The 15202-nt window shown below is 35.9% G+C and carries 16 protein-coding genes; 14 read left to right on the top strand and 2 right to left on the bottom strand.

Going from position 1 to position 15202, the window contains the following annotated elements; translation table 11 throughout:
- Positions 1-192: 192 nt before the first annotated feature.
- Positions 193-822, bottom strand: coding sequence for a homoserine/threonine efflux transporter (locus AC3ISB_RS13385; RefSeq protein WP_098372376.1), 630 nt, complete (start codon positions 820-822; stop codon positions 193-195).
- Between the two features lie 138 nt (positions 823-960).
- Between AC3ISB_RS13385 and AC3ISB_RS13380 the strand changes: the two genes are divergently transcribed.
- The 13 genes from AC3ISB_RS13380 to AC3ISB_RS13320 all read left to right on the top strand — a co-directional run bounded on the left by AC3ISB_RS13380 (position 961) and on the right by AC3ISB_RS13320 (position 13844).
- Complete coding sequence (locus AC3ISB_RS13380) at positions 961-1788, top strand: TrmB family transcriptional regulator (protein ID WP_141994459.1); 828 nt, start codon at positions 961-963, stop codon at positions 1786-1788.
- Positions 1789-2113: 325 nt separating this feature from the next.
- A complete protein-coding gene (locus AC3ISB_RS13375; RefSeq protein ID WP_141994460.1) occupies positions 2114-2569 on the top strand; it encodes a HEAT repeat domain-containing protein in 456 nt (151 codons plus the stop codon).
- Positions 2570-2888: 319 nt separating this feature from the next.
- Positions 2889-3830, top strand: a complete 942-nt coding sequence (locus AC3ISB_RS13370) for an XdhC family protein (RefSeq protein WP_489276926.1) — start codon at positions 2889-2891, stop codon at positions 3828-3830.
- Positions 3827-4429 (top strand): nucleotidyltransferase family protein, encoded by a 603-nt coding sequence (locus AC3ISB_RS13365; protein WP_430099472.1) that lies wholly within the window; start codon positions 3827-3829, stop codon positions 4427-4429. Before AC3ISB_RS13370 ends, AC3ISB_RS13365 begins: the two co-directional genes overlap by 4 nt.
- A gap of 31 nt (positions 4430-4460) precedes the next feature.
- The gene (locus AC3ISB_RS13360; protein ID WP_489276749.1) at positions 4461-6782 is read left to right on the top strand and encodes a xanthine dehydrogenase family protein molybdopterin-binding subunit; all 2322 of its coding nucleotides are present in this window, start codon (positions 4461-4463) and stop codon (positions 6780-6782) included.
- Positions 6782-7624 (top strand): FAD binding domain-containing protein, encoded by an 843-nt coding sequence (locus tag AC3ISB_RS13355; protein WP_489276747.1) that lies wholly within the window; start codon positions 6782-6784, stop codon positions 7622-7624. Before AC3ISB_RS13360 ends, AC3ISB_RS13355 begins: the two co-directional genes overlap by 1 nt.
- Complete coding sequence (locus tag AC3ISB_RS13350) at positions 7617-8114, top strand: (2Fe-2S)-binding protein (protein WP_098372369.1); 498 nt, start codon at positions 7617-7619, stop codon at positions 8112-8114. Before AC3ISB_RS13355 ends, AC3ISB_RS13350 begins: the two co-directional genes overlap by 8 nt.
- A gap of 42 nt (positions 8115-8156) precedes the next feature.
- Positions 8157-8612, top strand: a complete 456-nt coding sequence (locus AC3ISB_RS13345; RefSeq protein ID WP_397429082.1) for a hypothetical protein — start codon at positions 8157-8159, stop codon at positions 8610-8612.
- A 655-nt stretch (positions 8613-9267) separates the two neighbouring features.
- Complete coding sequence (locus tag AC3ISB_RS13340) at positions 9268-10089, top strand: alpha/beta fold hydrolase (protein WP_480340329.1); 822 nt, start codon at positions 9268-9270, stop codon at positions 10087-10089.
- Positions 10090-10428: 339 nt separating this feature from the next.
- Positions 10429-11253, top strand: coding sequence for a class I SAM-dependent methyltransferase (locus tag AC3ISB_RS13335; protein WP_489276744.1), 825 nt, complete (start codon positions 10429-10431; stop codon positions 11251-11253).
- Between the two features lie 421 nt (positions 11254-11674).
- Positions 11675-11818: a hypothetical protein gene (locus AC3ISB_RS13330; RefSeq protein ID WP_286177145.1), complete on the top strand. Its 144-nt coding sequence runs from the start codon at positions 11675-11677 to the stop codon at positions 11816-11818.
- 423 nt (positions 11819-12241) lie between these two features.
- Positions 12242-12934, top strand: coding sequence for a GntR family transcriptional regulator (locus tag AC3ISB_RS13325; protein WP_489276925.1), 693 nt, complete (start codon positions 12242-12244; stop codon positions 12932-12934).
- Positions 12927-13844 (top strand): DMT family transporter, encoded by a 918-nt coding sequence (locus tag AC3ISB_RS13320; RefSeq protein ID WP_098372365.1) that lies wholly within the window; start codon positions 12927-12929, stop codon positions 13842-13844. The genes AC3ISB_RS13325 and AC3ISB_RS13320 overlap by 8 nt, the downstream gene beginning before the upstream one ends.
- A gap of 371 nt (positions 13845-14215) precedes the next feature.
- Here the strand turns inward: AC3ISB_RS13320 and AC3ISB_RS13315 are convergent, their stop codons facing one another.
- Positions 14216-14587 (bottom strand): cyclic-phosphate processing receiver domain-containing protein, encoded by a 372-nt coding sequence (locus AC3ISB_RS13315; protein WP_098372364.1) that lies wholly within the window; start codon positions 14585-14587, stop codon positions 14216-14218.
- Between the two features lie 358 nt (positions 14588-14945).
- Between AC3ISB_RS13315 and AC3ISB_RS13310 the strand changes: the two genes are divergently transcribed.
- Positions 14946-15125 (top strand): hypothetical protein, encoded by a 180-nt coding sequence (locus AC3ISB_RS13310; protein WP_480340327.1) that lies wholly within the window; start codon positions 14946-14948, stop codon positions 15123-15125.
- Positions 15126-15202 lie beyond the last annotated feature (77 nt).

Genomic DNA, 15202 nt, shown 5'->3' with positions numbered 1-15202 from the left:
GAACTTAATGAATGAGGAAAAACTCTTTGTAGATTAATAATGCAGTGCCATTTGTACGGATGAAAGATTGATTATATGCAACTTACAGTGCAGGTTAGTATACAGTATGTTAATTGCATGTATATACATATGAAAAAAACCGTTCAATTTTCTGAACGGATAGAATCAAATTAGATGTGTAAGTAAATGAACTTAAATTCCTGTTTTTATGCCAAAACCTATTAAAATTAAGCCAGTTGATTTTTGGAATGCTTTCTGGAATTTAGAGTTGTTCATCCATTTTTTTGCGTAATCAATTAGAAAAACAAGAAAAAGAAACCACAATACAGCGAGTAAGGTTAAGATGAAGGCTAATATAATCAATTGCTGGTTTACATTTCCGTTCAAATTGATAAATTGAGGCATGATTGTTATATAAACTAAAACGGTCTTTGGATTAAGAATATTATTAAGTAATGCTTGCATAAAGGAATCTTTATTATGCCGGCTTGAATACTTCGTAGGTGTATTTGCTTGTGCTTGAATTTCTTTTAAGGAAAAAACGCTTTTAGAAAAAAAACTTTTTATCCCTAAATAAATTAAGTAGGCGGCTCCCAAATATTTGATTGTACTGAAGAGAATCACAGACTTTGCGATGACAACAGATAGTCCAAGAATGGCAATAAGCGTCCAAAAAGAAAGTCCCGTTGCCATTCCGAGAACGGTATAACGTCCGGCTTTTGGACCATAGCTAAGCGTGTTTTTCACTAAGAGCATTGTATCTGCTCCAGGTATAATAACCATCATTGCAACTATTGATATGTATGTAAGTAAGCTATCCATACTATTTCTCCCTTCCTTTTAATAGTGGTTACTAAAGTAACTACTTATGTAAGTATATTAGATGAAAATGGAAATCGTCAACAGATTTTGCTAAAATATTAGTTACAAAGGTAGCAACTACGGTTGTGTGGAGGGTTTATGAAAGAAAACATTTTAGACACATTAAAAAATCTAAATTTTACCGAATATGAAGCGAAAGCATATCTTGCCTTATTGGAAGAATCGCCATTAACAGGCTATGCAGTTGCAAAAAACTCCGGTGTACCACGTTCAAGAATATATGAAATACTGGACAGTCTCGCAATAAGAGGAGATATTCTGGTTAGTCCTGGAAACACACCACAGTATACTCCCGTTCCTGCAAGGGAGCTAATAAAAAACCGACGCATGAAAGCAGAAGAAAATTTTGAACTGGCAGAAAAATCATTAGCGGAGTTTGAACGTTCTGCAAATGATCGTGAAAACATCTGGAATATTATGGGGCGCAATAAAATACTCGATAAGGTAAAAGCTTGTATATTATCTGCTAAAAAAAGAATACTCTTAGAGATTTGGGAAGACGAATTCGAAGAATTAGAGTCTGAACTAAGACAGGCCGCAAATGAAGGAGTCAATGTAACAATTATTGCCTATGGGGAAATCGTCTGTGATTTTGCTAATGTTTACCTCCATTATATGGGGCATGAAATTACAGAAGAGTATGGTGGACGATGGCTTGTTATTAGTGGAGATGATTCAGAAGTAGTAGCAGGTATTGTCTCGCTTGGTAAAGATAGCCGTGCAGCATGGACCATGCATGTAGGTTTGGTAATGCCCATTACAGAAGTCATGATTCATGATTTGTATCTCATGGAAATCATGGAGAAACATAGAGAACTTTTAGAAGAAAGCTTTGGTGTAAACCTCGCTAATTTACGTAAAAAATTTTCTATCCATCCAGATTATAAAAAACATTACGTGGACTAGATTTGTGCTATTATTGTCTGTTTTTACAACATAATAAGAAAAGCTTACTTCATAGTCAACAATAGGGGCATGAATACATGCAGAATTTATGCCCTTTAAAGATGAAGTTACTTATTGAGCATAGGTGCAGATAAGTTTTTAGAAGCAAAGCATCGCCCCCGGCACCCGACTGATTGAAGATACAGCAGATGATTAAGAAATATAACTATATTAAAATATGGAAACGGGTATAATGAAGAATGGAATAAACCATTCTTGGTAATGGGATTATTGTAGTATCGGATTAACATTTTGATATCCGGATTACATAAAGACAGAAGGAGAAATGATTCATTTGAATAATAAAGAAACAAAAGGTATCGAGTTACCTGCCAACTATGAGGAATTAAAAAAATCTGCCAATCGCAAATCTAATTGGAGAGAACGTTTAGATGCGATCGAAGAGTTAGGTCAGTCAAAAAATAAACAAGTAATCGATATTCTCACACATATCATGAATAGTGATTCTGTATATAAAGTTCAAGAGGCTGCATACCGTCAACTGAAAAGATTAGGCGAAGATGTCCAATTGCCACCAAGGAAAAAGGGCGAATTGGTTAAAGGATTAACCAAAATCTTAGTAAGGATCAAGAAGAGTTTACCAGAAAATCACTCATATACTGAATTCAAAGAGAAACTTCAGAAAATGAGAATGGATATATATGATACCTATGAGGGTGAAAAAGGGGCAGATTTTGATAATTGGTTAGAAAATACTTGGTCTGCTTTATCGAAAAGATAAAATTTATTCAAAAGGAAAACAAATAAGATTGGATGCAGGAGCAAAATTTTTGCTCCTTTTTGTTTACCAATAAAATAGGAATACATTTATATCCCTCCCCTTTTTTTAAACCATCGAATGAGACACTCTCTTGCATACAAGGATTAAATGACTGTGAACCTCTAAAGCACAATTCAAGAAAAACCACATTTCCCATGTGTTCAGCCCGCACTAGAATAATTCTATTTCTATATAAACACATTTTTTTTATAAATCAACATAATGATATTAATAGAATGAATGAACTCATAGAAGACCAGGGGGAAGACAAGTGAATCAAATGTATACTATCCTTGAAGAGATTCAATCGACATCCATGGAGTGTGTATTGGCTACCATCATTCATGTGGAAGGTTCAGCATACTTGCGTGAAGGTACCTCCATGCTTATAAAAAAAGATGGTACATCTTTAGGCGTTATTAGTGTTGGGTGTATCGAGGAAGATCTTATTCTTCATTCTTGCAGAGTGTTTGAAAGGAAAAATACAGAGACCTTTGTTTATCACATGGAAAGTGATGAAGATCTAGAATGGGGAATTGGAACAGGTTGTAACGGAACTATATATATATTACTGGAGTATGTGGACCATAAATTAAAAGAAAATCTTTCATATGTCTTGGCTTCCATTAAAGAAGCTAAGGTAATCGTCCATCAAATTGAGTTAGATGATGAGTGGAACTTATTGGGGTCTTCTTTCCGGCCAGAGGATGAGAATAATAATGAACCCAAAGATAATGATGTTAGCTTTATTTATATGCAAAAGTTTATACCTAAACCGTGTTTAATCATTTTTGGAGCTGGATGTGATGTATATCCAGTTGTCACTATGGCTACCTCAATAGGGTTTTTAGTTACTGTTTGCGATTGGAGGTCCGAGCTTTGTAACGAAAATAATATACCCGACGCAGTTAGCCATATTATAGGATTCCCAACTGAAATTATGGAACAATTATCTTTTAAAAAAGATGATTATGTTATCATCATGACTCATAACTTTCAGAGAGATAAAGAAATACTTTCACTAATGATGAATCAGTCATTATCCTATATAGGCGTTTTAGGTTCCAAGAAACGTACAGCCAGTTTATTTGACATGAACCCCCCTAATAATATACACTCACCGATCGGTTTATCAATTGGAGCTAAGGGCCCTTTCGAGATTGCAGTTAGCATTATAGCCGAATTAATTCAGCATAAAAGAATGAAGGGACATTCCGAATGAAAATAACTGGGGTATACCTGGCCGCTGGAAATAGTTATCGAATGGGTATAAATAAATTAGCATTGCCATTAGGAAATAAAGAAATGGGAAGATGGGGATTAGAAAAAGCGGTTCTATCTGAACTTAACGATATTATCATTATTTCAAATCATTTAAACCACCTAGATTTATCAGGTTTTTGTTCTGAAAAAATAATTACGGTCGAAATTAAAGAACCTGAAGCAGGTCAATCCCATTCACTCCAAACAGGTATACGATCAGCAAACAACATACATTCGGACGCCGTAGTAATTTTACTTGCTGATCAGCCCTTTATAACAACAAATATGATAAACAAACTCATCGAAATATACAAAAGAAACCCTAATTACTCCTTTGTTGCCTCTAGTTTTTATGGTTGTATACGACCTCCCATACTTATTGACAAAGATCTCTTTTCCGACATTCACCTTTTACGAGGAGACCGAGGCGCAAGACAGATTCTAATGGCGAAGAGAGAAAAGGGGATACTTGTTCCTTTTTATGTGGAAAAATGGTTTGTTGATATTGATAATATGAAAGAATATCTTTTTTGGAAAAACAAAATAGATAACAATTAAATAAGAATAATAATGAAAATGAGGAGACTATATGGATATTATCGGAAAAGGGGTAACTCGAAAAGATGCCTGGGAAAAGGTGACTGGGCAGGCGATTTACACAGGAGACCGCGAAGAAGTAAAAATTCTCCATGTTAAAAAGGTAATTAGTCCTTATGCACATGCCCTTATTAAAAATATTAATCTAACCAAAGCTGAAAAAGTTCCAGGCGTTCGTGCAATCATAACAGGTGGGAATTTACCACTAACAGGAGAAGAAATCAGGGATCGGTACCCCATAGCTCAAGATAAAGTCCGCTATCATGGAGAAGTAGTAGCACTTGTTGTTGCTGATACAATGAAACAAGCAGAGATTGCAGCTGACAATATTCAAGTTATCTATGAACCTTTAGCCGTTGTCAATTCACCAACGGAAGCCTTAAATCCCAATTCCCCTCTACTCCACCCAGATTTAGACACCTATAAAAAAATATCCGAGGTATTTCCCGAGCCAGGCACAAATATAGCAAATCGAACCAAAATCAGAAAAGGTGACAGGAAAACAGGTTGGCAAGAGAGCGAAATCATTATTGAGGAAAAGTTTTCTTTTTCCCCCTCCGACCATGCAGCCATGGAAACAAGATGTTCATTAGCGGAAATTCACTCAGATGATAAGATCATTATCACTTCTTCTTCTCAAGCTCCCTTCATGATCAAGCGTTTGATAAGTGATTACTTTGATGTTGAAATTGGAAACGTCATAGTAAACACTCCACTTGTTGGAGGGGCATTCGGTGGTAAAGCCTCGGTCCAACTTGAACTATTAGCTTATATCGCGTCAAAGGCCGTTAATGGCAGGCTAGTAAAAGTTGAAAATAGTCGTGAAGAGGATATTTTGACATCACCTTGTCATATTGGATTAGATGCAAACATTAAATTAGGTTGCACACAATCTGGTTTGCTAAAGGTCGCAGAGCTGACGTATTTATGGGACGGGGGAGCATATGCCGACAAATCTACAGATCTAAGCCGTGCTGGAGCTGTAGATTGCACCGGACCTTACAACATAGAAAATATTTGGTGTGACTCTCTCTGTATGTATACAAATCATCCATATGCCTCGCCTTATCGAGGTTTCGCCCATTCAGAAGTTCTGTTTGCTTTTGAGCGGACTATGGATTCTCTTTCAAAAAAGCTTGGAATGGATCCACTTGAACTTCGTGAATTGAATGCGATACTGCCAGGGAACTCCACCCCAACACAAGTTAAATTGAATTCGAGCACGGTAGGTAATCTTCCTAAATGCATACAAGTGCTTAAGAAAAAAATGAATTGGGAAGAGGGCCAGTTAGTTAAAATAAACGACAAGATAATAAGGGCAAAAGGGATCGCTTGTATATGGAAAACTTCAACGATCGATACCAACGCTGGATCTGGTGTCATTTTAACCTTTAACCCTGATGGCAGTGTAAACCTTATTTCAGGACTAGTAGAAATTGGTACAGGAACGAAAACGATATTAGCACAGATTGTATCAGATAAATTAAAGGTCTCAATTGATCGTGTAAACGTTCAGATGAAGGTAAATACACAAAATACTCCAGAACATTGGAAAACGGTAGCAAGCCGTGGAACATTAATGGCAGGAAGGGCTGCGATTCAAGCTGTGGAAGATGCTCTTTTACAAATAAAGAAACTTGCTTCTTGTGTATTACGAGCTCCAATTGAAGACATCGTCCTTGGCCAGGAAAGGGTCTTTATGAAAGGGGAACCGAATATAGAAATTCCTTTCAAACGGCTAGTGTATGGGTATACATATCCTGACGGAAGCACAATTGGAGGACAAATCATCGGTAGAGGGCAATATACCATACCACATATAACAAATTTAGATCCCAATACAGGTGCGGGCAGACCAGGTCCTGAATGGACTGTTGGCGCACAAGGGGTAGAAGTAGAGTATGACATAAATGAATATACTTACAAGATAGTAAGGGCAATATCTGTCATTGATGCAGGAAAGGTTCTGAATCAAAAAACTGCAGAAGGACAAATAATGGGTGCAATGAGCATGGGCATAGCATTTGGTGGGCGTGAAACATTCTATTTCGATCACCTTGGCAGAGTATTAAACCCTCAACTCAGAACCTATAGACCGCTAAGATATGGAGAAAACCCTGAATATATCTGTGAATTTGTAGAAACACCACACTTAGATGCCCCATATGGCGCAAGGGGCCTTGGAGAACATGGGCTTCTTGGTATGCCAGCTGCTTTAGGTAACAGTTTATCTTTGGCTGCTGGGATTCCTTTGAACCAGTTGCCATTACTTCCTGAACTCATTTGGAGGGGGAAGAGAGGGAGAAGAGCGTAATGTTACCTTATAATTTTGATTATTATAAACCTCAATCGATAAAAGAGGCGATTGAACTTTATCAACTATTAAAATTACAAGAAAAAAAAACTATGTATTATGGTGGAGGGACTGAAGTTTTAACATTAGGACGTTTAAATTTTATATACACCGATGCGATTATTGATTTAAAAGGGATTCCCGAATGCAATGCATTCGGGTTTAAACACCAAGAACTGATCATTGGCTCAACATTGAGTTTACGCGCAATCGAAGAAAATAGGCTATTTCCGCTATTAGCGGATACTTCAAAAGAAGTTGCTGATTATACATCAAGAAATAAAATCACTATAGGTGGAAACATATGTGGTCAAATTTTTTATAGAGAGTCAGTTCTTCCATTTTTATTATCAGATAGTACTGTCATTATTGCAGGACCAAAAGGAACGAGGAAAGAATTTATTAATGAAATTTTCCATAAAAAGCTACGACTTGACGAAGGGGAATTTCTCGTACAAATTGTAACAGAAAAAGATTATCTGAAAGCTAAACACATTAGTGTAAAGAAAAGGCAGCAATGGAAAACGGGATATCCGCTTTTAACAGTTGCCTCATTAAAAAAAGAAGGATTTATTCGATTTGCATTCAGCGGGGTATGCCCATATCCTTTTCGGTCAATTCAAATGGAAAACAAACTAAATGATAAGAGTTTATCTTTTAAAGATCGAATTTTAACCTCTTTTGAGTTTTTACCAACTCCTGTTTTAAACGATATAGAAGGATCCAATGAATATAGATTATTTGTTTTAGAAAATACCCTTTCATACATTTTGTCATATATAGGTGGTGAGGAACATGAATAGCCATTCGGCGGATCGAAAAATTACCATTCAATTAGAAATAAATAAAGAACGGTATGAGAGGGATATATTGGCATCAGATATATTGCTAGATGTTCTCCGAGACAAAATTGGACTTACAGGAGCTAAACCTGGATGTTTAAATGGAGATTGCGGCGCTTGTACGGTTATAATGAATAAACAGCCAATGAAATCCTGTTTAATGTTAGCCATTGAAGCCATTGATTCAGAAATCCTTACAATAGAGGGCCTCAAGAATACCCCGATTCAGAGAGCATTTGTGGAACATTTTGCTTTTCAATGTGGGTATTGTACATCAGGATTTATAATGATTTGCCAGGCTTTACTCCTTAATGACAGGAACCCAAGTCCTGAAAAAATTGAAACATGGCTTTCTTCGAATATTTGTCGATGTACCGGATATAAAGAAATTGAAAAAGCAATATATTCAGTAATAGAACTTTTAAATATAAAAAATCAAACAAATCAGTGACGTTTGCCCGTTTATATGAATAAAATGCCTACATGGGGAGTGGTGATATTGATTGAAACCTGTGTAGATAATTCAGAAAAAAAAGTAATTCACTCCTTTCAGCGTAATCTCGAAATTACAACAGCCATCCTATTATTAACTGGACAAATCACAATCATTGGCGTTTTTGTAAGAGCAGGCAGATTTAGTCTCTCATTAGGTGGGCCCCTTTTTGGGGGCCATCGTTTAGAAGGGAAGGACCACTCGCAAGTGGGAAATCTTTTTATCGATATATTGGACATCATTATAGCTATATTATTAATCAATGATGCCATACATGTGACTGGAATATTTATTTCGTCAGGTGATTTCTCAATTAATGTTTCCGGTCCTATTTTTGGTTATCCTGAAGTTGTTCCGGCATTGCCAATTGAAGATTATAATTTTTTTAATACGATTGTAAAGAAGCACTATAACGTACCACCAGAATTATTAACTACATTAAAAGGGAATGAGTAAAAATGTCATTAACAGATATTCCTACAATTAAAAGTTCGAGAAACAATGCCTTTCTAATAGCCATTCCCATTATCATCTTCATATTTTTTTTCACTCAGCAAAAGTCCACAGATGTCTAAATTACAATAAAGGAACCTACCTAAAACCTAGAAAAGATTGGGTTAGAAACTTTGAATCATTTACGGATTCAAATGAACTAGATGAAACACCCGTAATGATTAGATCATGCATTATAGAGCGGAAGTACAATTTAAGTGGATTGATCAATTAACTTTGATACCTTTAGAGTAATAAAGGTTTTAATCACTTCAGAGGTAAGGCCTTTTTGTGGCTTTACCTTTTTTTGTTGTGCTGTTTGATGTTATATAGGGTAGAGATGGAAGCGAATAAATTTCGGACAAAGAATTGAAGGAGTCCATATCCACGATAAATCCATTTTTGAATAAACTTTGGATAAAAATCTAAAAACACAAGCATTAAATAGCAAACTAACATAGAAATGAGAGAGGGAATTTGATAGTAATTCCATTTAAACTCTCTATATAGTTATTTTATCCATAGTCTATTCTAAAGAAATCCCCATTCTAGCCAGGAACTATCACCTGGCTTAATGCTAATAAGGTTTCAAAATACTCTATACAGGAGGTAGATAAAAGTGGAAAAGAAAAAAATGATAATAAATGGAAAGATGGTATCTTATATCGAGAAAGGCAATGTTAATGATCCCCCAGTTCTTTTATTGCACGGGGTACCTGAGTCCAGCCTTTTGTGGAAGGAAATGATTCCATGCATTGTGTCTTGTGGATTTAGAACCATTGCACCGGACCTCCCTGGATTCGGCCAAAGTGAACAGTTTGATGAATCCTCAACATGGGAAAGATATGAACAGTTTGTATCGGATTTTACAAGGGAACTAAAACTAGATAAATTCCACCTTATTGTACATGACTGGGGCGGACTTATTGGACTGAAATGGGCATGTGATCATCCAGCGAGAATACTAAGTCTCTTTGTTTCAAATACAACCATATCAGTAGATTATAAGTGGCACTCACTTGCTCAGATTTGGAGAACACCATATGCCGGAGAGAAAATAATGAAACGCATGTCAGATGATCCCCAAGCTCAAACTGAATTGAAGAAAACGATTCCGAGCATAGTTGACGAAATTCTGGAAGACTTCTTTCGTGTCTTTAGAACACCCGAATCTTGTAAAGTCATCTTAGATCTATACCGTTCCGGAAATATAGAAAAGGTAAAATCGTACAATCAAAAACTAAATCAGATCAAAATACCTGTCACAATAATTTGGGGAGAGATGGATCCTTATATACCTTTTGAATTTGCCTACAAGCTCCAGAAAGAAGGTTTCCCACATGCACAGGTTCACATTATTCAAAATGCCGGGCATTTTATCCAAATCGAAGTGCCTGATAAAGTGAATTCTTATATCCAACAGCATTTTAAAAACGTGTAAACCTTTTATAAGATATATAGAAGGGGAGAAGCGGATGAAACGTCAGCATTCCCCTTTTCGATTAATGTTAACAAAACTTTATTGATAATCTTATTGTATTATTAAAAAGAGTACCTATAAAATAGAGAAATAGAAAGCCCTAAAGCAGTGAGTCTTTGGACAAAACGCTGCAAGTAGTTGAGTATGACCAATTCTAATATGTTGAGAGATTATAATATAAAAAGGCTTTGTTCATTATCAGGGGCTGATTTGCAGCTCTTTTTCTGTTGCAACTATGGGGTAAGAATAGTTTAAGAAAAAATTATTATACATAAATTATATAATTTGAGGAGCGTGCGGATGAAAACCGATAATTTTGATTATATTGAACTTTGGAAACAGGCAATGGCAGATCATACAGGGAAGATACCTAACAGGCTAAAAGATGATGCAGCAGAAGAAGATTTTTGGTCTTCCAAGGTGGCAGAGAAAAAACAACATAAAGCGGATCCTTATGCAAAACATGTGCAGCAAGAGTTATTGGCATTATTAAAACAGGATGATCATGTTTTGGAAATCGGCCCTGGATGGGGCAATTATACATTCGATATTGCAAAAGAAGTCAGGAAGCTAACTTGTATAGATAGTTCCAAAAGCATTATCAATTTTTTGGAATCCCAGGCGAACGAAAAAGGTTTCGAAAACATGGAATTGATTCATGATAAGTGGGAAAGTGATACTAAAAGAGACAGATATGATGTAGTATTTGGTTTTAATTGTTATTACCGTATGACAGAAATCGGTCAAACCTTATTAAAAATGAATGATTCTGCAGCCCGGTTAGTGATTGTAGGTATGACAACCGGCCCAGAAAAACCTCATTATATGGAATTGAAGCAACGAGGATATACGATCAATTTAAGAAAGCGGGATTACATACACATCTTGAATGTTTTGTATCAACTTGGAATACTGGCGGACTGTAAGATCGTTAAATTGAAAAGTAAAAAAATCTATTCCACCTATGAAGAAATGATTCGCGATAATACAACAAAAATTCTCGATGAACATTTTTCCTATGATGAAGTAAAAACGATCCTTAATAAATATGTGGTGGAAAAAGAAGGAGCTTTCGAATACGAATATCCGTTTCATGCAGCTTTGATGTATTGGAATCCGAGGTGAAATTAACTATTCCAGTACCATTTTCTCTGAATTCATTATCTTCTTTTTAATGTCCTTTAGGAAAAAGGTATTTTTTCTGAAGGATATTCGCAAAATAATATTAACAAGGCTACAAAACAATGATGGGAAAACGGAGTGTGAATGATACATGAAAGAAATATCCGAAAAGAGATTTTGTGAAACTTGTAAAAAAGAGACAGTACATACAGTAACTGAAGATGCATTAGAAATAGAATATTCCTGTAATGAGTGCGGTCAGCACCAAGACATTTTCAAGACATTTTTTTAGAAAACATTCGAAACAATTCGAATGGAATTCGCAATCGAAATTTTGCTGCAAGGGAAGAAGTTTGACTAAAGTCGTCTTTCTTTGGTATTTTGACATGACCAACCCTAATGGAATGACTCCCCGAATAAAGGGATACCAGTAGGAGTTCTTTCAACACCGCGCAGATATTCCCACTCCCCAGTTGAATTAGTCAATCTCAATGATGCCGAAGGGGTCTTGAAGATTGCAAAAGGAATCGTATTGGACAATGGAGGGAAAGATTTAAGTTTTATTTAACATATTATTGCGTAAAGAATGAGTTAAGTTTCTTATACCGTTCATACTTTAGAAAATAAATAAAGGTTAGCAGTTTTCCGCTTTCCAAGGGCAAAAGAATAACTTATTAATGATGGGATAATCTCAAATAAAAAGACAGCACTCTGGTTGGGATTGTTGTCTTTTTGGTTTGAAAAGAAAGTTCCCTCTTTCGTTAGAAATCATTGTTTCTAATTATGTAAATGTTTGAATTCTATTATTCTTGGGCTTTTACTTTCTCCGTTGACGAGACCATCACGACTGAGTCTTACGCCATGTGGTGGAGCAATTATGAAATCAATTAAAAAATACAGCGGTAAAACTTTCTTATTTCTATTTCAACGGCATGCAATATGTGATATATTGCATATTATATATTGGTATTTCAAGGAGGTAAAGCCGTTGGTGCATTCAAATTCATCACATAAAATTAAACGTACTTCTGTACGTGAAGAAGCATACATGATTTTGCGGGATTGGATTGTGCAGGGAATCCTAACGCCAGGCCAACAATTACGCGACAAAGAATTAGCTGAACAATTGGGAGTAAGCAGAACCCCCATTAGAGAAGCACTTTTAAGGCTTGAGGATGAGGGATTTGTAGAGACCAAGCCTAGCCGTTCAACTATTGTTTCCCCTATTCAATTCGAAGAGGTATTAAACATATATTCCATTGTTTGGACACTGGAAAAGTTGGCTATGGAACAGGCTTTTGATTTTATTGAAGAAAAACACTTAATTGAGATGGAAGCCATCAATCATGAAGTGAAAAAAGCAATCGACGAGGGAAATCAAATAATGGCCGTTCAGAAAGATGATGACTTTCACTCCATTTACATCAATCTTTCTACAAATGATGAATTAAAGCGGATTCTATCAGGACTCAAACAAAAGCTTATACGAATGGAACTGTTTTATTTCAATCAGGTAAGTGATGTTCATCTTTCCATTGATGAACATGTTCAGATCATACAGGCATTAAGAAATGGAAATCTCACTATGGTGCTTAAGGTGATAGAAAAGAATTGGAAAGAAAGTTACTTTAGAATTCAAGCCCATACGGAACGTGTAAAAAGTGGGGAAGAAAAAAATGAGTAATGATACTTTAGTTGCTATATCAACTTCAAGAAATAAAGGAATTGCACTAGTACTGACTGGCGCTGCGTTATGGGGAGTATCAGGAACGGCCGCTCAATATCTATTCCAGCAGCAAGGTTTCAGTCCAGAGTGGCTCACTGTTGTACGCTTGTTGCTTTCTGGGATCATCTTATTGGGGGTCGCGTATAAGAATGAAAGACTGAAAGTTTTTGAGATTTGGAAAACTAAAAAAGATGCGCTTCAAATTATCCTTTTTGCAATTTTGGGAATGCTCGCTGTTCAATACACATATTTTGCAGCAATTGAACATGGCAACGCAGCCACTGCCACAGTCCTTCAATACTTGGCACCGGCCCTGATCACTTGTTATTTAGCCATTCATTCCAAACGTTTTCCAAGCATTACTGTGAGTGTAGCTGTGATCATAGCGATTTTAGGCACTTTTTTGCTTGTGACAGGAGGAAGCATACGTACACTTTCCATTTCCGGGTGGGCAGTATTTTGGGGAATAACATCAGCCTTTGCATTGGCATTCTATACATTGCAGCCTTCTAAACTCCTTTCAAGATGGGGTTCAATGATTGTTGTGGGATGGGGCATGTTGATTGGGGGCATATGCTTTAGCATGATTCATCCTCCATGGGCATTCGAAGGCAATTGGACGTTACCTTCATTTTCAGCGGTATTATTCATCATCATTTTCGGAACGATCATTGCTTTTTATTTTTATTTGGAAAGTACAAAATTCATCTCTGCTTCAGAGGTAAGTTTATTAGCTTCAGTTGAGCCATTATCCGCAACCTTAATATCCGTTTTCTGGCTGAATGTAACATTCGGTTTTGCCGAGTGGCTCGGCACACTCTGCATTATAAGCACTATTACGATTTTATCAATCGTAAAAAACAAGTAATATCTGTTGTAAACCGGGCAAAATAATGGAATCTCTGCTGTAGAATATAAAGCGATATATAGACTTTAACTTATAAACTACCATGAAGCTCGAACATACATTAAAAAAAGCAATTACACTACATGTGAATTGCTTTTTTTGTATTTTACGAGTTTTACGCATGCATTTAATCATTCAAAAATACATTGATTTTTAAAAATGCTTTTCTAGCCTGAGCAATTTTTACATATTACGGCTGTTGTCGAGATGGTATTACAATAAACTCATTAACAGTACCATCTTCAGGTTGAATTAAAGCAAAAAAAATCGTTTCCGCAATACGATCTCAAAAGCATCGTATAATTCTTCTATGAAATGTAATTGAGAAGAGTTTACCTTATATCTATATAATGTTGCAGAACCTTTGACGGGAAGAATTTGAGGGGCAGGGGGCGTAAGGAAACAATAATGGCAGGGGGCATTGTTAAATTCCGTTGTGCTTGCTTTAAACAGTTATACATTGCTTTACCGCCAACTGAATTGGCAGAGTGAATAGTGATGCGGTTAGCAAAAAGTTTTTCTTTGACCATCTTTTGAACAAGCATAAAACCATTCCTAGTTTTATTTAATAAATCATGGTCCAAAGAGAGGTGTTCAATATCAAAGTTTTGCAATAGCTCTATACATTCGTCAATAGTCTCGACTAACACATAGCCATCGGGAGCTTTCCGATAGTCATCCAGAAAAACGCTGATTTTCTCCATTTCTTATACTCCTTCCCTTATAGAAGTGTGATTAATAAAAGTCAAAAAAACCCAAGAAAATATGGTTTTATATATTAAGTCTAACACAACAATGTAAGAAGGGGACATTTTCGACGTTAAAGGCTAATATACGACAGCCTTTTTTTATAAATATTCTTTATACTTATCGTTGTGCTTCTTCAGCCACTCCCTTATGAAACTCAGTTGCATGGTTTTTTAACTAACCTATTGTCTTCGGACAGTTTAGTAACTCCCTCTAAATATTCCTTGTGAAATATGATACAAAACATCCGCTTAAAAGTTAATAATTGTAATAATTAGGGTAAAAGGTAATATCTTACCTAAAAGGAGAAGTGATATGTTACATCCAGAAGAGATTTTCCTTGTACTAAGGGACAAAACGCTGCTGTTGGAGTTAAAGGAACAAATAAATGACTATCATATTTTCTACTTATCAATGATTGATGATCAGCTTTCATTGATTGATAATGTTTTAAAAGAATGTAACGTTGATTCCTGCACTATATCAAAAGGGTAAAACCAACATTCACTGTCTTATATAAAGGGAATCAATTTATTAACTATAAATAACCAGCTTAGCGCCCCTGAGAAAGG

The organism is Peribacillus sp. GL_122 (genome assembly GCF_057835005.1).
The sequence above is the reverse complement of the archived record's forward strand: the minus strand, read 5'-3'. Positions and strand labels throughout refer to the sequence as shown.